This is a genomic window from Pseudomonas sp. zfem005, from assembly GCF_032621735.1.
GTDB classification, from domain to species: Bacteria; Pseudomonadota; Gammaproteobacteria; order Pseudomonadales; family Pseudomonadaceae; genus Metapseudomonas; species Metapseudomonas solani.
The window spans coordinates 795,861-815,480 of the sequence record NZ_JAVYJE010000001.1; the positions used below are offsets into that span (position 1 = coordinate 795,861).

Annotated in this window: 16 protein-coding genes; 9 read left to right on the plus strand and 7 right to left on the minus strand. The window is 67.2% G+C overall.

Annotated elements, in window-relative coordinates:
• Positions 1-1,384 precede the first annotated feature (1,384 nt).
• The 3 genes from RTW82_RS03745 to RTW82_RS03755 form a co-directional block, all read right to left on the minus strand.
• The gene (locus RTW82_RS03745) at positions 1,385-2,725 is read right to left on the minus strand and encodes a sigma-54-dependent transcriptional regulator (RefSeq protein ID WP_263403836.1); all 1,341 of its coding nucleotides are present in this window, start codon (positions 2,723-2,725) and stop codon (positions 1,385-1,387) included.
• Positions 2,722-4,482 carry an ATP-binding protein gene (locus tag RTW82_RS03750; RefSeq protein WP_316924279.1) on the minus strand — a complete coding sequence of 587 codons (1,761 nt, stop codon included), beginning with the start codon at positions 4,480-4,482 and terminating at the stop codon, positions 2,722-2,724. The genes RTW82_RS03745 and RTW82_RS03750 overlap by 4 nt, the downstream gene beginning before the upstream one ends.
• 71 nt (positions 4,483-4,553) lie before the next feature.
• Positions 4,554-5,390: a plasmid partitioning protein gene (locus RTW82_RS03755; protein WP_316924280.1), complete on the minus strand. Its 837-nt coding sequence runs from the start codon at positions 5,388-5,390 to the stop codon at positions 4,554-4,556.
• Between the two features lie 328 nt (positions 5,391-5,718).
• Between RTW82_RS03755 and RTW82_RS03760 the strand changes: the two genes are divergently transcribed.
• Together RTW82_RS03760 and RTW82_RS03765 are read left to right on the plus strand one after the other, a co-directional pair.
• Positions 5,719-7,473, plus strand: coding sequence for a DUF1302 domain-containing protein (locus RTW82_RS03760; protein ID WP_316924281.1), 1,755 nt, complete (start codon positions 5,719-5,721; stop codon positions 7,471-7,473).
• Between the two features lie 16 nt (positions 7,474-7,489).
• Positions 7,490-8,851, plus strand: coding sequence for a DUF1329 domain-containing protein (locus tag RTW82_RS03765; protein ID WP_316924282.1), 1,362 nt, complete (start codon positions 7,490-7,492; stop codon positions 8,849-8,851).
• Here RTW82_RS03765 and RTW82_RS03770 read toward each other — a convergent pair.
• Complete coding sequence (locus tag RTW82_RS03770; protein WP_043241777.1) at positions 8,848-9,462, minus strand: TetR/AcrR family transcriptional regulator; 615 nt, start codon at positions 9,460-9,462, stop codon at positions 8,848-8,850. The genes RTW82_RS03765 and RTW82_RS03770 overlap by 4 nt on opposite strands.
• 183 nt (positions 9,463-9,645) lie before the next feature.
• On the opposite strand from RTW82_RS03770, the gene RTW82_RS03775 reads away from it, so the two are divergent.
• The 3 genes from RTW82_RS03775 (at position 9,646) to RTW82_RS03785 (ending at position 11,742) form a co-directional block, all read left to right on the plus strand.
• Positions 9,646-10,437, plus strand: a complete 792-nt coding sequence (locus tag RTW82_RS03775) for an alpha/beta hydrolase (RefSeq protein WP_316924283.1) — start codon at positions 9,646-9,648, stop codon at positions 10,435-10,437.
• Between the two features lie 67 nt (positions 10,438-10,504).
• Positions 10,505-11,380, plus strand: a complete 876-nt coding sequence (locus RTW82_RS03780) for an alpha/beta hydrolase (protein ID WP_316924284.1) — start codon at positions 10,505-10,507, stop codon at positions 11,378-11,380.
• The gene (locus RTW82_RS03785) at positions 11,377-11,742 is read left to right on the plus strand and encodes a hypothetical protein (protein WP_265170135.1); all 366 of its coding nucleotides are present in this window, start codon (positions 11,377-11,379) and stop codon (positions 11,740-11,742) included. The genes RTW82_RS03780 and RTW82_RS03785 overlap by 4 nt, the downstream gene beginning before the upstream one ends.
• Positions 11,743-12,292: 550 nt before the next feature.
• Here RTW82_RS03785 and RTW82_RS03790 read toward each other — a convergent pair.
• On the minus strand, positions 12,293-12,697 hold the full coding sequence (locus tag RTW82_RS03790; protein ID WP_021220995.1) for a DUF3301 domain-containing protein: 405 nt from the start codon (positions 12,695-12,697) through the stop codon (positions 12,293-12,295).
• 47 nt (positions 12,698-12,744) lie between these two features.
• Positions 12,745-14,283, minus strand: coding sequence for a sensor domain-containing diguanylate cyclase (locus RTW82_RS03795; RefSeq protein WP_316924285.1), 1,539 nt, complete (start codon positions 14,281-14,283; stop codon positions 12,745-12,747).
• A gap of 104 nt (positions 14,284-14,387) precedes the next feature.
• On the opposite strand from RTW82_RS03795, the gene pdxY reads away from it, so the two are divergent.
• The 4 genes from pdxY to RTW82_RS03815 all read left to right on the plus strand — a co-directional run bounded on the left by pdxY (position 14,388) and on the right by RTW82_RS03815 (position 17,847).
• Entirely contained in the window at positions 14,388-15,257 is an 870-nt protein-coding gene (gene pdxY / locus RTW82_RS03800) for a pyridoxal kinase PdxY (protein WP_316924286.1), read from the plus strand.
• 122 nt (positions 15,258-15,379) lie between these two features.
• Positions 15,380-15,763: a DUF2946 domain-containing protein gene (locus tag RTW82_RS03805; protein ID WP_316924287.1), complete on the plus strand. Its 384-nt coding sequence runs from the start codon at positions 15,380-15,382 to the stop codon at positions 15,761-15,763.
• Positions 15,764-15,883: 120 nt separating this feature from the next.
• Positions 15,884-17,263, plus strand: a complete 1,380-nt coding sequence (locus RTW82_RS03810; RefSeq protein WP_316924288.1) for a PepSY domain-containing protein — start codon at positions 15,884-15,886, stop codon at positions 17,261-17,263.
• A gap of 71 nt (positions 17,264-17,334) precedes the next feature.
• A complete protein-coding gene (locus RTW82_RS03815; RefSeq protein ID WP_316924289.1) occupies positions 17,335-17,847 on the plus strand; it encodes a copper chaperone PCu(A)C in 513 nt (170 codons plus the stop codon).
• Between the two features lie 18 nt (positions 17,848-17,865).
• Here RTW82_RS03815 and ybaL read toward each other — a convergent pair whose 3' ends face one another.
• Positions 17,866-19,557 carry a YbaL family putative K(+) efflux transporter gene (gene ybaL / locus RTW82_RS03820; RefSeq protein WP_316924290.1) on the minus strand — a complete coding sequence of 564 codons (1,692 nt, stop codon included), beginning with the start codon at positions 19,555-19,557 and terminating at the stop codon, positions 17,866-17,868.
• Positions 19,558-19,620: the final 63 nt, after the last annotated feature.

The window sequence follows — 19,620 nt, forward strand, 5'->3', positions numbered from 1 at the left end:
GGCTCTCGCCGCGCTTGGGGTGCGGGCACATAGCAGGAGCTGTGCCAGCGCCGCAAAGCGCCGGAATAGAAGGCTCGGAGGGATTGCACAGGGCATTTATGCGCGGATTGGCGCTTATCGCGAAGGGGTCATAAGCGGGATTCCGCCTATCCATTGATGGCCCGGTAGGGGCGAATTCATTCGCCAAGCGGTGCGCAGCGCCGCCGACCCAACCGAGCTATCCACAATGACTTTTCTGGGCGAATGAATTCGCCCCTGCATTGCCCACAATTACTGTGGAGCCAACTGTTGGTGGTCTGTGGATAGATTGCTGAACGCCAGTGGATACGCTGCTTTCATGAATGTGATCAGATATTGAGCAGTGCCACCTGTTCGCGGTTGAAACCGCTCCCACAGGCAGGCGAGCACCCGTGGGAGCGAATTTATTCGCGAAGAAATCCCCAGGAAGACGGATTCATCCTCAATTGCCCACAATAGCTGTGGAGCCAACTGTTGGTTAGCTGTGGATAGATTGCTTAGCGCTAGTAACGGCAGTGCTTTCAAGCTTGTGTTCAGACTTTGACCAGTGCCACCTATTCGCGGTTGAAACCGCTCCCACAGGCAGGCGAGCACCCCTGGGAGCGAATTCATTCGCGAAGAAATCCCCAGGTGAGCGGCTTCATCCCCAGTTGCCCACAATTGCTGTGGAGCCAACTGTTGGCTGGCTGTGGATAGATCGCTTAGGGCCAGTCATAGCGCTGCTTTCAAGCTTGTGCTCATATTTCGACCAGTGCAGCCTATTCGCGGTTGAAACCGCTCCCACAGGCAGGCAAGCACCCGTGGGAGAGAATTTATTCGCGAAGAAATCCCCAGGCGAGCGAGTTCATTCCCAGTTGCCCACAATAGCTGTGGAGCCAACTGTTGGCGGGCTGTGGATAGATTGCTTAGGGCCAGTCAAATCGCTGCTTTCAATCTTGTGCTCATATTTCGACCAGCCCCACCCATTCGCGGTTGAAACCGCTCCTACAGGCAGGCGAGCACCCGTGGGAGCGAATTCATTCGCGAAGAAATCCCCAGGAGAACGGATTAATCCCCAGTTGCCCACAATAGCTGTGGAGCCAGCTGTTGGCTGTCTGTGGATAGATTGCTTGGCGCCAGTAACAGCAGTGCTTTCAGGGTTGTGATCAGACTTTGACCAGTGCCGCCTATTCGCGGTTGAAACCGCTCCTACAGACGGGTGCGCGCCTGTAGGAGCGAATTCATTCGCGAAGAAATCCCCAGGCGAACGGATTAACCCCCAGTTGCCCACAATGTCTGTGGAGCCAACTGTGAGCGGCCTGTGGATAGTTTTCTGTATGCCAGTCGCTACGGTGCTTTCAGGGCTGTGCTCAGCTTTTGACCGATTTCAGTCTTCATCACCCGGCAGGAACTCGCCCCGGGCCAGGCCGTGGCGTTGCATCTTTTCGTTGAGGGTGCGGCGGGGTAGCTGCAGCAGTTCCATCACCGCCTTGATGTCGCCCTTGCTGCGGGCCAGGGCCTGGCGCAGGCATTGGGCCTCGTAGGTTTCCATCAGTTCGGCCAGGGAGGGCGCGGCGTTGTCGGCTGCGTGCCCGCCTGTGGATAACCCCAGCACATGGCGTTCGGCGGCGTTGACCAGCTCGCGTACGTTGCCCGGCCAGTCGTGGGCCAGCAGTTGCGCCAGCTCGGCGGGGGTGAGGCTGGGGACGGGGCGGCCGAGGCGTTCGCTGGCCAGGGCGGCGAAGTGCTCGAACAGCAGCGGCACGTCTTCGCGGCGCTCGCGCAGGGCGGGCAGCTGCAGCTCGGCGACGTTGAGGCGGTAGAGCAGGTCTTCGCGGAAGCGCCCGGCGCGCACTTCTTCCTTGAGGTCCGGCTTGGTGGCGGCGATCACCCGCAGGTCGACGCGGATGCTCTGGTTCGAGCCCAGGCGCTCCAGCTGCTGTTCCTGCAACACGCGCAGCAGCTTCACCTGCTGGGCCAGGGGCATGCTCTCGATCTCGTCGAGGAACAGGGTGCCGCCGTCGGCATGTTCCAGCTTGCCAATGCGTTTGCCCTGGGCGCCGGTGAAGGCGCCGCTTTCATGGCCGAACAGCTCGCTCTCGAACAGGTTCTCCGGGATGGCCGCGCAGTTCAGCGCCACGAAGGGCTTGCCGGCACGCGGGCCGAACTCGTGCAGGCAGCGGGCGACCAGTTCCTTGCCGCTGCCGGTGTCGCCGCGCAGGAGGATGTTCACCGGCGTCTGCGCCAGGTCCAGCACCTGGCGGCGCAGCTGTTCCATGGGGCGGGAGAAGCCCATCAACTGCCCATCGAGGCGGGTGCGGTCGTCCACCTGGCGGCGCAGGCGGCGGTTCTCCTGGGTCAGGCGGCGCTTTTCCAGAGCCCGGCGCAGGCTGCCCAGCAGGCGTTCGGGGGTGAAGGGTTTTTCGATGAAGTCGTAGGCGCCAAGGCGCATGGCTTCCACCGCCTGGGGCACGTCGCCGTGGCCGGTGACCAGCAGGAAGGGCAGCTCGCGGTCCAGCGCCTGCACCGCTTCCAGCAGGGCCATGCCGTCCATGCCGGGCATGCGCAGGTCGCTGATCACCACGCCCTCGAAGTCGGCGTCGAGCCCGTCCAGGCATTCGGCGGCGCTGGCGCAAAGGCGCACGGTGAAGCCCGAGAGCTCCAGCCACTCGCGCACCGCTTCGCGGATCGCGGCCTCGTCGTCGACGAAGATCAGGTTCGGGGTCATGGCTGCTCCTCGGCAGGATCAAAGATGGGCAGGCACAGGCGGAACACCGCGCCGGCGTCACGGTTGCCGGCGCTCAGCCGGCCCCCCAGTTCATGGACGATGGCATAGGAAACCGCCAGGCCGAGGCCGAGCCCTTCGCCCACCGGCTTGGTGGTGAAGAAGGGGTCGAACACCTGGGCCAGGGTGGCCTCGGGGATGCCACCGCCGTTGTCGGCGACCTCCAGGCACCAGTGGCCGTCCTCCCGTTGCAGGCGGATGTCGACGCGCGGCTCGGCCTGGCCGGCGACCGCGTCGAGGGCGTTGCGCAGCAGGTTGACCAGCACCTGCTCCAGGCGGATGGCATCGCCGCGCACCCAGGCCAATGGGCGCGGGTGCTGCTCGATGTGCACGGCACCGTCACGCAGGCGCGGCGCCAGCAGCTGCAGGGCCTTGTCCACCACGCTGCCCAGTTCCAGCTTCTCGCGCAGGCCGCCGGGGCTTTGCCGGGCATAGGTCTTCAGGTGGCCGGTGAGGGCGGCCATGCGTTGCAGCAGTTCGTCGTGGCGGCCGAGGGCGTTGCGCGCCTGCTCCAGCTGACCGTTGTCGAGCATCAGGCGCAGGCTGCCCAGGTGCATGTGCAGGGCGGTCAGCGGCTGGTTGATCTCGTGGGCGAGGGCGGCGGACATCTGCCCCAGGGCCGCCAGCTTGGCCGCCTGCACCAGGCCATCCTGGGCTGTGCGCAGGGCGGCGGTGCGCTGTTCCACCAGGCGCTCCAGTTCGTCGTGGCTCTGCCGGCGCAGCCGCGCCAGGCGCCAGCGCTGGTGCAGGAACAGGGCGAGGAAGAACAGCGCCAGCCACAGCCCGCCAGCGGCCAGGCTGGCGTCGCGGGCGTTGCCGGCGGCGTTCTGCGGGCGGTGCAGCAGGTGCAGGGTCCAGCCTTCGCTGGGCAGCGCCAGGGATTCCCACAGGTAGTCGGCCTCGCCATCGGGGCCCTGCACGCGCACCAGGCGGCTGTCGTCGCCGAAGTCATCGAGGGTGCGGTGCACCAGGGGCGTCAGCGGCTTCTTGTCGTACTGGCGGGTGGCGGCCAGTTCGGCACGTTGCGCGGCGTCGATCGGCGCCAGTTCGCGGTAGCGCCACTGCGGCTGGTTGGCGATGAAGACGATGCCCTTGGCGTCGCTGACCAGGATGGTGTCCGGGCGCTCGCGCCACTGCTGTTCGATCTCGGGGAACTCCAGCTTCACCACGATGGCGCCGAGGAAGTGGCCGGTTTCGTCGTGGATGGCGTGGGAGAGGAAGTAGCCGGGGATGCCGCTGACCACGCCCACCGCGTAGAAGCGCCCGGTGCCGTGGGTGCGGGTCTGCAGGAAGTAGGGGCGGAAGCCGTAGTTGTGGCCCACGTAGCTGGTGGGCAGGCGCCAGTTGCTGGCGGCGATGGCCAGGCCGTCGCTGCGCATCAGCTCGAGGGTAGAGGAGTGGGCGGCGCCGTTGATGCGTTCCAGCTTGAGGTTGAGGCGCTGCTGCAGCTCGGGTGACAGCGGTTGCTGCAGGGCCTCGCGCAGTTCCGGGTCGAGGGCGAGCACGGCGGGCAGGGCCCGGTAGCGGTCGATCAGGGTGCGCAATGCATCGGCGTAGAGGCCCAGCTGGGCGCCGGCCTGCTGGCCTTCCTCGCGCAGGGCCTGGCGCTCGGCGTGGCGGCCGGCCAGGTGCATCGTCAGCAGCAGGCCGGCGAACAGCAGCAGGGTCAGCAGGGCGATGCGCAGGGAACGGGGCAGCACGGGCGGGGTCCGGGTGTCGCGACAGGCGGCGACGATAGCATGGACCCGGCCCGGGCTGCGTCCGCGGTGGATCAGGGGTGGGCGTTGAACCAGGCGAGCACCTTGGCCGGCGAGGCGGCGAACCACTCGTGGCCGCCCAACGGCTCGGTGTAGCGCGCGGTCTCGATGCCCTGGTGGAGCAGGCGGTCGTAGTAGAGGTCCATGCTCCACCAGGGCACCACGGCGTCGACGAAGCCGTGCAGGAACAGCGTCGGCGGGTGGTCGGCGGGGAGCTGGTCGGGCACCACGCAGAGAGGCCCGCTGCAGGTGGCGTAGGAGCCGGATTGCACCGCCAGGGCGCGGAACTTGCCAGGGAAGGACACGGCCATGCGGCTGGTGTTGTAGCCGCCGCTGGAGATGCCGGTGGCGTACTGGCGCTGGGCGTTGAGCGGGCCGAAGTGACCGCTGGCGATGGCGGCGAGCACGTTGCCGAGGAAGTCGTAGTCGGTGCTCAGCTCATAGGCCTGGGCGAGGCCGGGGATGTTGGTCTGCCAGAACAGGTCCGCCGGGGCGCTGGGGGCGATCACCGCGTAGCCGTGGTCCAGAAGGTTCTGCACCAGCTTGCCTTCGTAATAGCCGCCGAAGGGCAGGTTGCTGTGGTAGCTGAAGTCGTTGAGGGGGAAGAACGAGCCCTGGTAGATCAGCACCACCGGCCAGCCGCCGGCCGGCGGGGTGCCCAGGGGCGTCTGGTAGATGATCTTGCGCTGGCCCACCAGGCCCGAATCCAGCCAGGTGCTCTGGTAGGAACAGCTGACTTCGGCAGGGCGCAGCAGGGTACGGGGGCGTTCGCTGCAGCGGGAAGCGGCCAGGGCGTGCTGGCCGAGGCAGACGGCCAGCAGCAGGCCGCAGAGCAGGGTACGAAGGGGCATGACGGGTCTCCTATTTGTTGTTGTTTGACCGCTTTTAAATCGAAACAGAAATTCCGATTCCGTCAATAGGGTTGATCGAAATTCGTTCAGTGTGGCGGGGGAGAGCAGCGTTCCAGAGCCTGTGGACAGGTGCGCCAAGGCGACGGACGGCGGGGCCTAAGGGTGCCTACCCACAGCTCACGAGCCGCCGCTGTGCGATGGCCAGACCGGTGCCGCACCTGTGGATAAAAAATAATTCGAGCGGCGTCTTGTCAGCGGCAATGCGCAGGATTAGATTATTTCGGAACCGATGTTCCGATTCCGATAAAAACAACAGCTGGAGACCATCGTGGCAAATCAAGGAAGAGGCCTGGCAGCAGCCGGCCTGGCGTTGCTCGGCGCGTTGCCCCTGGGTGGCGCACAGGCGTTTCAGGTGCGCTCCGGAGACGGAGACTGGACCACCTCGCTCGATACCACCCTGTCCTACGGGCTCAGCTACCGCGTGGAGGGGCAGGACAGCAAGCTGATCGCCCGCGCCAACGGCGGCACCGGCGACAACGCCGGGCTGATCAACTCCGACGACGGCGACCTCAACTTCCGCCGTGGCGACCTCTTCTCCGAGGTGGTCAAGGCGGTGTCCGAACTCGACCTGCGCTACCAGGACCGCTTCGGCGTGTTCGTCCGGGGCCGCGCCTTCTATGACTTCGAGCTGAAGGACGACGAGCGCCGCCACCGCCAGATCAGCCACGCCGGCCTCGACGAAGCGGGCTCCAGCGCCGACCTGCTGGACGCCTTCGTCTACGGCAGCTGGACGGTCAACGACCGCGCCCTCAACGCGCGGCTGGGGCGCCAGGTGATCAACTGGGGCGAGGGACTGTTCTACCAGAACGGCATCGGCGCCACGAACCCGGTGGACATCAACGCCCTGCGCGCGCCGGGCTCCGAAGTGAAGGAGGCGTACATGCCCACCTTCATGGCCTATGCCTCCTTCGAGCTGCGCGACAACCTCAGCGTCGAGGGCTACTGGCAGCCGGGCAAGGCCTGGGAAGCCTCGAAGATCGACCCCTGCGGCACCTACTACTCGACCCTCGACGTGATCGGCGAAGGCTGCAACTACCTATCCGTCTCGCCGCTGCAGGAAGCCGTCGCCGGCGGCCGCGCCTTCGACAACCCGGCCATGGCCCAGGCCTATGCCGATGCCCTGGCGCCGGGTGGCCTGAACAACCTGCTCAAGGCCTACCTGCCCACCACCTTCATCCCCCGCGCCCAGGACATCGATGCCGACGGCGCCGCCCAGTACGGCCTCGCCCTGCGCTGGTACGTGCCGGAGCTGAATGACACCGAACTGGGCTTCTACTACCTGCGCTACAACATGCAGGTGCCCATGCTCGGGCTCACCGTCGGCCGCCAGGTGACGCTGCCCGTCGTCGGCACCGTGCCTGACGCCAGCAGCGCGCGCTACTACGCCGAGTACCTGGAGAAGCGCGACCTGTTCGGCATCAGCTTCAACACCTCCATCGGTGGCGACAGCATCTTCAACGGCCTGTCGCTGGCCGGCGAGCTGAGCTACCGCCCGGACACGCCCATCGCCCTCGGCCTCAACGAGTACCTGCCCGACGCGCTGTTCAACCCCAATGGGCTGCCCGTGGGCACCCACCTGGATGGCTACCGCGAGAAGGACATGTACCAGGCGTCGTTGGCCGCCATCTACAACTTCACCGGGGTGCTCGGCGCCGACTCGGCGACCCTGTTCACCGAGCTGGTGGCCAGCCGCGTGCAGGGCCTGGAATCCGACGTCGACTATTACGAGGCCACCAGCACTGCCACCGGCGCCCAGGCCAGCCTGCAGCTGACCTACACCAACGTGCTCAACCTAGTGAACCTGGTGCCGTCCTTCGGCTACCAGTACAGCATCAACGGCGTCGCGCCCCAGCTCACCAACGGCCTGGACGAAGAGGCGCAGAGCTGGTCCGCCGGCATCGACGCCATCTACAAGGAGTCCCTCACCGTCGGCACCCGCTACGTGGGCTACAGCGGCGGCGGTGTCTCCAACAAGCGCAGCGACCGTGACTTCGTCAGCTTCAACATCAAGTACAGCTTCTGAGAAGGGATTCGACGCCATGCACAGACCAGGACTTATCCACAGCAGCCTGCTCGCCGCCCTGCTGCTGGCCGCGCCGTTCGCCCAGGCCCAGGTGGGTGCCGACCAGGCCGCGCGCCTGGGGGCCGACCTGACCCCGCTGGGCGCGGAGAAGGCCGGCAACGCCGCCGGCACCATCCCCGCCTGGACCGGCGGCCTGGCCCGCGATGCCGCAGCCTACGACAAGACCCTCGGCTACAAGGACCCCTTCGCCGCCGACCAGCCGCTGTTCAGCATCGATGCGAAGAACGCCGAGCAGTACCGTGCCCACCTCAGCCCCGGCCAGTTGGCCATGCTCAAGCGCTACCCGGACAGCTGGAAGCTGGTGGTCTACCCGACCCGCCGCTCGGCCTCCTATCCCGAGGCGGTGTACGCCGCGATCAAGGACAACGCCACCCACGCGAAGCTGATCGAGAACGGCAACGGCATCGCCGACTTCAAGGTCGCCACGCCGTTCCCGATTCCGCAGTCGGGGCTGGAGGTGCTGTGGAACCACCTGGTGCGCTTCCGAGGCAACAGCGTCAAGCGCTACTACGCCCAGGCCGTGCCCCACGCCAGCGGCGACTACTTCATGACCCGCATCGAAGACCTGTTCCTGTTCAACCAGAACGCTGGCGACTACAGCAAGGACAACGGCAACGTGCTGTTCTACTTCCGCCAGTCGGTGCTGGCGCCGGCGCGCCTGGCAGGCACCGAGCTGCTGGTGCACGAGACCGTCAACCAGGTGAAGGAACCGCGCCTGGCCTGGCTCTACGCCGCCGGCCAGCGCCGCGTGCGGCGCACGCCGAACGTCGCCTACGACTCCCCCGGCACCGCCTCCGAGGGGCTGCGCACCACCGACAACTTCGACATGTTCTCCGGTGCGCCGGACAAGTACGACTGGAAGCTGGTGGGCAAGGAAGAGCTCTACGTGCCCTACAACAGCTACCGTTTCGCCTCGCGCACCAGCAAGTACGCCGACATCGTCAAGGCCGGCCACGTGAACCCCGACCTGCTGCGCTACGAGCTGCACCGCGTGTGGCACGTGCGCGCCACCCTCAAGGACGGGCAGCGCCACCAGTACAAGCAGCGCGACTTCTATTTCGACGAGGACAGCTACCAGGTGCTGCTGGTGGACCACTACGACAACCGCGACCAGCTGTGGCGGGTGGGTGAGTCCTACACCATCAACCTCTACGACCAGCCGCTGGTATGGACCAAGGGCGACGCCGTATATGACCTGATCGGCGGCCGCTATGTAATTGGCATATTGTCCAACGAAGAGCCGGCGGATGAATTCGATATAGCGCTGAAGGCGTCCGACTTCACCCCGGCACAACTAAGGCGGGACAGCCGGCGTTAAACCCGGCGAACTTCCAGATACTTGCAAACGAGGCGGGAAAGTTCCCCCGGCACAACTTCCCGGGGGGTGACGCCGAGGGTGCCGACCATGGTCAGGTAATTCAGGCTGGCAAGCAGCATATGGGCGGTCAGGTCGGCCGCCTGCTGCGGCTGCGGATGGCCGAGTTCCTGCGCATGGGCGAGGACGATGCGGCAGAAGGATTGGCCGATGTAGGCATTGAGCTGGTGGAAGCGCTCGCGGAACTGGACGTCCATCGAGCTGCGCCGGATCAGGGCGCGGAGCAGGCCTTCGCTGCCATCGAACAGGCGTGTCACGCCCTCGATGAAGCCCTCGATCTGCGCGGGCAGCGGCAGGTTCTCCAGGCTGGCAATGACCCCGTCGACCGCCTCGCGGCTTTGTTCGACGAAGCGCTCGTGGACGGTATAGAGCAGCACGTCCTTGTCGCCGAGCAGGCGATAGAAGGTGCCCACCGAGGACTCGGCGAGCTGGGCGATCTGGGAAATGCCGGTTTCTTCGAAGCTGTCGTTGGCGAGCAGTTCGGCGGCGACGTTGAGGTAGCGCTCCAGGGCTTTCTTGCTGCGTGCCTGGGTCGGACTGGCGATGCTGTACATGGTGGTTTCTCGAGTCGGCGCTGGGCGATTCTAGGAGGTTTGGGCGGGCAAAGGCAAACACCGGAAACTTGTTTACGGGCGCTTCGGAAGTTATCCGATCCACCAACTTTTCATCGGTCCTTTTAATAAGGAACGGCGTCTTTTTATTGGCCATCGATTATTCAAAAGGGAATTAACTCGACCATGGAACAGATCAACTTGTCGGGCGGACGTTTCAACTATATCTGCCAGGGAGAGGGCGCCTCGGTGCTGCTGGTGCACGGCCTGGGTTCCTCCCTGGAGGACTGGCAGCCCCAGGTCGAGGCGCTGTCCCGGCACTTCCGCGTCTACGCCCTGGACCTGCGCGGCCACGGCGCCAGCGAACCGCTGCGCGCGCCGGTGAGCATGGCCGAGCTGGCCGCCGACGTGGCCGAGTTCATCGTCGCCATGGACCTGGAGCCCTGCATCCTGGTGGGCATCTCCATGGGCGGCATGATCACCTTCCAGCTGCTCGCCGAGCACCCGCACCTGGTGCGCGCGGCAGCGGTTATCAACAGCTCGCCGAACTTCCCCGTGGACAGCTGGCAGGTGCGCTGGCAGGTGGCGCTGCGTTTCACCCTGGTGCGCCTGTTCGGCCCCGCCGGCATGGCGCGGCTGCTGGCCGGCAAGCTGTTCCCCAAGCCGGAGCAGGCGGGCTTGCGCCAGCGGGTGATGGCGCGCATCGCCGGCAACGACCGGCGTTCCTACCTGCATGCCATGGGCGCTATCCCCGGCTGGTCGGCGCTGGCGGGCGCCTGCCGGGTCAACACCCCGCTGCTGGTGATCAGCGGTGACCGCGACTACACCCCGGTGGCGGCCAAGGCGGCCTACGTCAGCCAGTTGCGCAATGCACGCCTGGAGGTGATCGCCGACTCCGGGCACGCCACCCCCCTGGACCAGCCCGAGGCGCTGAACCGCCTGCTGGATGCCTTCATCCGCGAACACGCCGCCATCTGAACGCAACGGCTGCGCCGGAGGCGGCGCGGCGGATAAACTGCACGCAGTTCATTTCGAGTGCGTTGCGATGCAGTTGTCCGCCTGGTCCCACCCGAGTTCCGCCGGCTTCACCCTGCGCGGCTGGCACAGCCAGCCCAGCGGCAAGCCCCTGCTGCACTTCCTCCATGGCAACGGCTTCTGCGGCCGCGCCTACTCGCCGATGCTGGAAGCCCTCAGCGAGCACTTCGACCTCTGGCTCTGCGACGTACAGGGCCATGGCGACAGCGACCACGGCGGGCGCTTCCTCGGCTGGAACCGCAACGCCGAACTGGCGGTGGAAGCCTTCGAGGCCGGGCGCGGCCTCTTCGGCGACGTCCCCCGTTTCGCCCTCGGTCACAGCTTTGGTGGCGTGCTCACCAGCCTGGTGCTGGCGCGCCACCCCGAGCTGTTCCAGCGTGCGGTGCTGCTCGACCCGGTGCTCTTCACCCCGGCGATGATCGGCGTCATGGCCTTCTCCGAAGTGCTCGGCCTGCACCGCCGCACCACCATGGCCAAGCGCGCGCGGGCCCGGCGCAGCCACTGGGTGGATCGCCCCGCCGCCTTCGCCGCCCTGCATGGGCGCGGCATCTTCAAGGGCTGGACGGACGACGCCCTGGGCGCCTACGTGGAGCACGCGCTGAAGGCGGTGGACAGCGGCGTCGAGCTGAAATGCCGGCCCAGCCGCGAGGCGGAGATCTTCAGTTCCTGCCCCAAGCGCCTATGGCCCTCGCTGGCGCGCATCGTCACGCCGACGCAGATCTTCCACGGCCAGCACAGCTACCCCTTCGTCGCCCGTTCGGTGGCGCGGATCAGCGCGCTGAACCCCCATGTCGGCGCCCAGGTGGTGGAGGGCGGGCACTGCTTCATGCAGGAGTTCCCCGAAGCCGCCGCCGAGCGTGCCGCCGGCTTCCTCCTGCAGCGATGAGCGACGCGGCGCGGGAGCGGGTCTGGCTGGCGCTGTCCGAGCTGTGGCTGGACACCCAACGGGATGAGGCCAACCTGCGCGTGATCGCCGACACGCTGCGCGCCAGCGCCCTGCCCCCGGCCGAGCTGGAGGCCATCTACCTTTACGAGGTGGCACCGGTGGTCTGGTTGAACGCCTGGAGCGTGGCGGGGGAGTGGATCGGCTTCGATCCCGAATGGCTCTTCGAGCATTGCCGGGTTAACCGGGCGCGACGTGCCAGCCGCTGGTTCCGCTGGCGCTGCCGGCTACTGCGCTGGCCGATGACCTACACCAACCGCGAGCAGTGGCAGCAGGTTATCCACAGGGTGACGTTAGAGAGTTGAAGCGAGTTTTCCACAGCGGCCGTGCTGTGGAAAACAGCGTCTTCATTGGCTATGTCTGCGTTAAGTGTTGCTAGAGGATTTGAGTCCAGCTGATTGCCGAGTTTTGCTGATGCTTCTGGTTTCGCCCCCCCGGGCGAGTCTCTTTCTTCAGTCGCCAAGAAAGAAACCAAAGAGGCTTGCCCCTCCATACGGGTCTGGCTAAAGCCAGACTCCCCTCGCTCCATCATCGTTCCAGGGGCACGCCGCGAAGGGCCATCCCTGGCCCATCGCGGCTCTCGCGACATCCATGTCGCTCAACCCCCTACACGACGATTCGCTCGGCCTCCTGGGAAGGGGCGTTTCGCGGCTGCTCCAGCTTTATTCACCCAGATATCTATTGATGTGCGCATCACATTCGGTACGCGCTGCGTTGCAGCGGCCCACTCGTAGGATGGCGTAGAGCGGAGCGAAACCCATGCGGTGGAGGTGGCAGAGGTCCATAAATGCCCGAAAACCAACGTGCTTAAGCGGTTGCTTAAAGACTGCAACACACAACGCAAACAGAGCGTCTTCATTCGACGTGGCGTTGCTCATCCGGGCGCGGGTGGCTGCGTCGCCAGTCGCTGATCTGGATGACGTTGCCTTCCGAGGCCGCTGGCGGCTCGAAGGGGTGGGCATCCAGCTCGATGCGGCCGCCGTGGCTGCCGAACATCTGGATGGTGCCTGTGAGGCGCTGCTCGCCGGTGACGGTGAACTCGAAGCCGTAGATGCGTGCCAGGCGGCGGTTACCCCGGGCATCGCGGACCACGGTCAGACGCTGCAGGGCGACGTTGCCGTCCAGCAGTTCGATGTCGAAACGCGAGCAGTGCTGCTTGACCAGCGCCAGTGCGCGCTCGCGAATGCCGTGGCCACGCCAGAGCCAGGCGGCACCGGCGGCGAAGAGCATAAACAGGAATACATCGCCCAGACTGATCATGATCACTCCCCTGGAATACCCAGAAGCTTAACCCATCCGCAGCGATTTCAGAGGGCCAGTTCGACGCGGTTGCGGCCATGTTGCTTGGCGCGATAAAGCGCCGTATCGGCAGCCTCCTGCAGCAGGTGCAGGTCCGCGTTCGGCGGGCTGGCGGCCAGGCCGATGCTGACGCTCACGCGCAGGGAAATGCCATTGGCATCCACTCGCAATTGCTCCACCGATTCGCGCAGGCGCTCGAGAAAATTGCGGGCGGCGTCGGGGGTGGTATCGGGCAGCAGGAAGACGAACTCCTCACCACCGAAGCGGGCGAACAGGTCAGTACTGCGGGCTTCGTGTTGGCACAGCCTGCTGAATTCGCAGAGCACCCGGTCGCCGCTGCCGTGGCCGTGGGCATCGTTGATGCGCTTGAAATGGTCGAGGTCGAGCATCGCCAGGCACAAGGTCTGGCCCTGGCGCCGCGCGCGCTGCAACTCGTGCTCGGCGCGGGCGTAGAAGGCCCGGCGGTTGAGGGCGCCGGTCAGCGGATCGGTGGTGGCCTGCAGGCGCAGGCGCTCTTCCAGGGCCTTGCGGTGGCTGACATCACGGACTTCCAGCAACTGCTGGCCGGCGCCATCGAGGTGGGTGACCGAGAGTTCGGCCGGGAAGGTCGAGCCGTCGCGGCGCAGGGCGGTGACGTCGGCGGGGGTGCCATCGGCCTGGGCCAGCAACGGGCCGATACGGGCGCGCTCGGCATCGACGAACAGCTGTTCGGGCGCCTGCTGCAGCAGGCCTTCGCGGGGCTGGCCGAAGAGCGCGTCGAGCGTCGGGTTGCTGTCCTGGATGCGCCCGTCCTGCAGCACCAGCATGCCGCAGCGGGTGACGTTCATCAGGCGTTCGAAGCGCTGGGCACTGGCCTCCGCCTGGCGGGCGTTGCGTTGGCTGTCGAGGAGGATGCGGCGCATGGTCATCAGCGCCAGGCCGACCAGGGCGATGACCCAGAGCGGAATGGCGAAGTTGTACGGCAGCAGGTACGCCATGGAGCGGGTGACGTCGGGATGCTCGATGGCGTTGAGCCAATCGTGCACGGCGATGCCGCCGCGCAGCAGGGTGACCAGGGCATAGCCGAGCAGGACGATGCCGACGCAACGGCAGACGACGCGCAGCTCCGCGTCGCGCGGGTGGCGCAGCAAGGCGCCGGCGGCCTGCAGCGGCAGCAGCCCGCCGATGCCGGCGTAGATGGCGATCAGCAGCTCGCTGTTCAGCGGCGCCACCCACCAGTGCCAGCTGTTGGCCGCAGCCATCAGGCCGGCGCTCACCGGCACCGTCCACCAGGGCAGCGGGCGATCGAGGAAGCGGAATACGCCGAGCATCAGCACCGCCTCGCCTGCCAGCTGGGTGGCGTTGCCGAAGACGTTGAGCGGGCGGTTGCCGGTGGCGACGAAGACGAAGAAGGAGAAGATGCCGAGAATCAGCAGCCAGGCGCCGGCCATCCAGAAGCCCGGGCCCCGGTAGGGGCGGGAGAAATACCACAGGCCGGTACAGGCCACGGCACTGGCGAGCATCAGGTTGAGTCCCAGCAGCATCGGCGAAAAATACAGGGATTCCATGATGGCTCTGACGGCGGAGGATGGGAGAATCTTGCCATTATGGTAGTGAACCTGTCGTTGCACGTCAGGCCGCCTTTCTTCCCGTCGAGACCAGGGTTTATTCAATGCCACGAACGCCCCACCTCCTCAGCATCCAGTCCCATGTGGTCTTCGGCCATGCCGGCAACCGCGCCGCGGTGTTCCCCGTTGAGCGCCTCGGGGTCAATGTCTGGCCGCTGAACACCGTGCAGTTCTCCAACCACACCCAGTACGGGCAGTGGACGGGCGAGGTGCTGTCGCCGAACCAGGTGCCGGTGCTGGTGGAGGGCATCGCCGCCATCGGCGAACTGGGCAATTGCGACGCCGTGCTCTCGGGCTACCTCGGCAGCGCCGCCCAGGGCCGCGAGATCCTCGAGGTGGTGGCGCGTATCAAGCAGGCCAACCCGCGGGCGCTGTACCTCTGCGACCCGGTGATGGGCCACCCGGAGAAGGGCTGCATCGTGGCGCCGGAAGTCAGCACCTTCCTCCTCGAAGAGGCCGCCGCCGTAGCCGACCTGCTGTGCCCCAACCAGCTGGAGCTGAACAGCTTCGCCGGCCGCCGCCCCACCTCCCTGGAGGATTGCGTGGGCATGGCCCGGGCCCTGCTGGAGCGTGGGCCGAAGGCGATCCTGGTCAAGCACCTGGATTACCCCGGCCGCGCCGCCGAGGACTTCGAAATGCTGCTGGTCAGCGGCGAAGGCACCTGGCACCTGCGCCGCCCGTTGCTGGCCTTCCCGCGCCAGCCGGTGGGCGTGGGCGACCTCACGTCCGGGGTGTTCCTGGCGCGTCTGCTGTTGGGCAACGACCTGCTCGAGGCCTTCGAATTCAGCGCCGCCGCCGTGCATGAAGTGCTGCTGGAGACCCAGGCCTGCGGCAGCTACGAACTGGAACTGGTGCGCGCCCAGGACCGCCTCGTCCACCCCCGGGTGAAGTTCGAGGCGCGGCGCCTGGGCTGACCGCGCCCCACGGGAATTTGCCGCCGCGTACTGCGGCCTTGTGACTCAGCCGCTATGCTTCAACCCGTGGCGGTGCACGGCTAGCATTGCACCTGTTCCAATCCCCTGTCCCGGACGGCACCTTGGCTCGACACACGACAATCCGCAGCGGCGCCTGGCTTGGCCTTCTGGCCATGCTGCTGGTGTTCGCCGGTCCGTTGCTGTCCCAGGCGCGCAGCCTGGACCACCAGGGCGTGCCGGACTGGATGGGCGAGCTGGCCTGTTCCACTGAGCACGGCACTGTGCAGAAGGCGCCGGGCCAGCCCGGCCACGAGGCGGCCTGGGCCAAGTGCGGCTACTGCACCCTGCTGCTCAATTGCCCGGCGCTGAGCTCCGCCCCGCTGATCGCTTCCACCCTGCTGGATGCCGTCCGTGCGCCGCGCCTGGTGCCGGTCGCCTCGGGCCACGCCGGCTCGGCCATCTTCCCCGGCTCCCGCTCCCGCGCGCCGCCTGCCTCCCTCGCCTGATCCGCACACCGCGTCACCCCTGCGCCCGTTATGGGCGAGGCGGCTGACGACAAGCCTCCATTGCGCCAGCCACCGTGCTGCGCGTGAACCCAGAGAGGCGCTTTCCAGGCGAGCCCGACCATGAGCAAACCGGCTGTTTCGTTCTACAACCTGGCGTGGCGCTGGCATTTCTATGCCGGCCTCTTCGTCATTCCCTTCATGATCCTGCTGTCCATCACCGGCAGCATCTACCTGTTCAAGCCGCAGCTCGATGAGCTGATGTACGCCGACCTGCTGCGGGTCGCCCCCGGGCACCATGCGCTGGACGCCGACGCCCAGTTGCAGCGGGTGCGCGAGGCTTATCCACAGGCCAGCGTCAGCCAGTACCTGCCGCCGGTGGATGCCGGGCACAGCGCCCAGTTCGTCATCGCTGACGGCGGCCGCACCCTCAACCTGTTCCTCGACCCCTACAGCGGCAAGGTGCTGGGCACCCAGGACGCCTTCTGGAACCTGCAGGCGGCGACCCGCGCCCTGCACGGCGAGCTGATGATCGGCACGGTCGGCGACCGGCTGATCGAACTGGCCGCCGGCTGGGGCATCGTCCTGGTGGTGTCCGGGCTCTACCTCTGGTGGCCGCGCGGGCGCTCCGGTGCCGGGGTGCTGTGGCCGCGCCTGTCCGCGCGCGGGCGCCTGTTCTGGCGCGACCTGCACGGCGTCACCGGCTTCTGGGGCAGCCTGCTGCTGCTGTTCATGCTGCTCACCGGCATGACCTGGACCGGCTTCTGGGGCGCGAGCTTCGCCGATGTGTGGAACCGCTTCCCCGCCGCCATGTGGAACGAGGTGCCGAAGTCCGGCGAGCTGGCGCGCAGCCTCAACAGCGCCAGCGACCAGACCGTGCCCTGGGCCGCGGAAACCACGCCGTTGCCGGAGTCCGACGCCCACGCCGCCCACCGCGCCCATGCCGGGCACGACAGGGCGCCGGCCAGCGAGGTGCCGAGCATCCCGCTGCAGCAGGTGGTGGACACCGCCCGCGAGCGCGGCGTGGTGCCCGGCTACGGCATCACCCTGCCGACCACGCCCACGGGCGTCTTCAGCATCGCCGTGTTCGCCGCCGACCCGCGCCAGGACGCGACCTTGCACCTCGACCGCTACAGCGGCAAGGTGCTGGCCGATGTGCGCTGGAAGGACTACGGCCTGGTGGCCAAGAGCGTGGAGATGGGGGTGATGCTGCACGAGGGGCGCTTCTTCGGCCTGGCCAACCAGCTGCTGATGTTTGCCGTGTGCCTGATGATCCTGCTCAGCGCGGTCAGCGGCCTGGTGCTCTGGTGGAAGCGCCGGCCCAGCGGCCGCCTCGGCGTGCCGCCGCTGCCCCATGGCCTGCCCCTGTGGCGCGGCGCGGTGGTGATCATGCTGGTGCTGGGGGTGGCCTTCCCCCTGGTAGGCCTGTCGCTGGTGCTGGTCTGGGTCCTGGACCGGCTGGTGCTGTCGCGCTTCGGCGGCGACCGGGTGATGGCGGGCTGAAGCCGCCACGGGTTTTCATCGGCGCTCGCCTGGCGGGCGCCCAATCTGCTTATCGATGGATGGAGTTGAACATGCGCAAGACACTGCTGACCCTGATCGCCCTGGTGGGCTTCGTTCCCTTCGCCCAGGCCCATGAGTACGAACTGGGCAAGCTGCACATCGAACACCCCTGGGCCCTGGAAGTGCCGCCGGTTTCGCCCAACGGCGCGGCCTACCTGGTGGTGCACAACGGCGGCGACACGCCGGACCGCCTGCTGGGTGCCGACACCCCGCGCGCGGCCAAGGCCGAGATCCACGAGCACGCTCACGTCAACGGCATGATGAAGATGCAGCAGGTGCAGGGCGGCCTGGCCATCCCCGCCGGCAGCGAGGTGCGCCTGGAGCAGGGCGGCTACCACCTGATGCTGTTCGGCCTGAAGCAGCCGCTGAAGGATGGCGAGCGCTTCCCGCTCACCCTGCACTTCGAGAAGGCCGGCGACCTGCAGGTGGAGATCGCCGTACAGAAGGAAGCGCCCGCCAAGGCCGACGGGCAGATGCAGCACATGGAGCACATGGACCACGGCGCGCACCAGCACGCCGAGTAAGGGCTCCCACCGCCGTCGTCAGGCCGCTGCCGGTGCGTCCGGTGCGGCCTGGTCGTCGGCGACGCGATTGATCATGGCGCGGGCGATCTCGCGCTCGCCCATGATCACCAGGTCCGCACCGTTCTGCTCCAGGTGCTCCACCTCGGCATCGAAGTGGGCGCGGGCGATGATGGTCAGCTGCGGGTTCACCGCGCGGGCCTGCTGGGCGATCTGCCCGGCCTCGAAGCCATTGGGGATCGCCAGCAGCAGCCAGCGCGCCCGCGCCAGCTGCGCCAGTTCCAGCACCTCGGGCCGTGCCGCGTTGCCCAGCACCGCGCTGATGCCCGACTCGCGCAGTTCATCCAGCCCCGCACGGCTGTCCTCGATCACCACCAGCGGCGTGCCCGCCTCGCGCAGGCGCAGGGCGATCTTGCGACCTACACGGCCGTAGCCGATGAGGATGGCGTGGTCGTGTTCCTCGATGGCGGGCGGCACGTCCTCGGCCGGCACCTGCTCCGGGGGCAGCTCCGCCGCCTTGCGGTCCTGGCGCGCCTGCCAGCGGCCGATGGCGATGAACAGCAGCGGGTTGACCAGGATCGACAGAATGGCGCCGGCCAGCAGCAGGTCGCGGCCGGTCTGCGGCATCAGCTCCAGGTCCAGCCCCAGGCCGATGAGGATGAAGCTGAACTCGCCGATCTGCGCCAGGCTGGCGGAGATGGTCAGGGCCGTGCTCTTGGGATGGCCGAAGGCGCGCACGATCACATAGGCCGCCACCGACTTGCCGAGCACGATGACCAGGAAGGTGGCCAGCACCGGCAGCGGTTCGTGGATCAGGATCAGCGGGTTGAAGAGCATGCCCACCGAGACGAAGAACAGCACCGCGAAGGCGTCGCGCAGGGGCAGGGTCTTCTCGGCGGCGTCATGGCTCAGCTCCGACTCGTTGAGCACCATGCCGGCGAAGAAGGCGCCCAGGGCGAAGGACACGTCGAAGAGGATCGCCGAGCCATAGGCGATGCCCATGGCGATGGCCAGCACGGCGAGGGTGAACAGCTCCCGCGAGCCGGTGCCGGCGACCTTGGCCAGCACCCAGGGAATCAGGCGGCGGCCCACCACCAGCATCAGCACCACGAAGGCGGTGACCTTGCCCAGGGTCAGCAGCAGCTCGACGCCGAGGCTGAGCTCGCCGCCGCCGTGGGCCTTGCCGCCGAGCATGCCGGAGAGCGCCGGCAGCAGCACCAGGGTCAGCACCATCACCAGGTCTTCGACGATCAGCCAGCCCACGGCGATGCGGCCGCGCTGGGTGTCCAGCAGCTGGCGCTCCTCCAGGGCCCGCAGCAGCACCACGGTGCTGGCCACCGACAGCGCCAGGCCGAACACCAGACCGCCGCCCAGGGACCAGCCGAGGCCCCAGGCCAGGCCCATGCCCAGCAGGGTGGCGACGGCGATCTGCACCACGGCGCCGGGGATGGCGATGTTCTTCACCGACATCAGGTCCTTGAGGGAGAAGTGCAGGCCCACGCCGAACATCAGCAGGATCACCCCCAGCTCGGCGATCTCCTGGGACAGCGCCTGGTCGGCGACGAAGCCTGGGGTGAAGGGGCCGGCCAGCACGCCAGCCAGCAGGTAGCCCACCAGCGGCGAGATGCGCAGGCGGTTGGCCAGGCTGCCGAGCAGGAAGGCCAGCACCAGGCCGGCGGAGAGGGTGGCGATCAGCGGTGTGTGGTGGGGCATGCGGCGGCTCCTTGCACGCAGGGAACGACCCGGCCGCAGCGGCGGCTGGCAGCGCTGCGGGGA

Coding starts and splice junctions, on each gene's coding strand:
- RTW82_RS03745 (WP_263403836.1), bottom strand. CDS start 2,725: ATGACCCCGAACCTGATCTTCGTCGACGACGAGGCCGCGATCCGCGAA.
- RTW82_RS03755 (WP_316924280.1), bottom strand. CDS start 5,390: ATGCCCCTTCGTACCCTGCTCTGCGGCCTGCTGCTGGCCGTCTGCCTC.
- RTW82_RS03765 (WP_316924282.1), top strand. CDS start 7,490: ATGCACAGACCAGGACTTATCCACAGCAGCCTGCTCGCCGCCCTGCTG.
- RTW82_RS03770 (WP_043241777.1), bottom strand. CDS start 9,462: ATGTACAGCATCGCCAGTCCGACCCAGGCACGCAGCAAGAAAGCCCTG.
- RTW82_RS03775 (WP_316924283.1), top strand. CDS start 9,646: ATGGAACAGATCAACTTGTCGGGCGGACGTTTCAACTATATCTGCCAG.
- RTW82_RS03780 (WP_316924284.1), top strand. CDS start 10,505: ATGCAGTTGTCCGCCTGGTCCCACCCGAGTTCCGCCGGCTTCACCCTG.
- RTW82_RS03785 (WP_265170135.1), top strand. CDS start 11,377: ATGAGCGACGCGGCGCGGGAGCGGGTCTGGCTGGCGCTGTCCGAGCTG.
- RTW82_RS03790 (WP_021220995.1), bottom strand. CDS start 12,697: ATGATCAGTCTGGGCGATGTATTCCTGTTTATGCTCTTCGCCGCCGGT.
- RTW82_RS03795 (WP_316924285.1), bottom strand. CDS start 14,283: ATGGAATCCCTGTATTTTTCGCCGATGCTGCTGGGACTCAACCTGATG.
- pdxY (WP_316924286.1), top strand. CDS start 14,388: ATGCCACGAACGCCCCACCTCCTCAGCATCCAGTCCCATGTGGTCTTC.
- RTW82_RS03810 (WP_316924288.1), top strand. CDS start 15,884: ATGAGCAAACCGGCTGTTTCGTTCTACAACCTGGCGTGGCGCTGGCAT.
- RTW82_RS03815 (WP_316924289.1), top strand. CDS start 17,335: ATGCGCAAGACACTGCTGACCCTGATCGCCCTGGTGGGCTTCGTTCCC.
- ybaL (WP_316924290.1), bottom strand. CDS start 19,557: ATGCCCCACCACACACCGCTGATCGCCACCCTCTCCGCCGGCCTGGTG.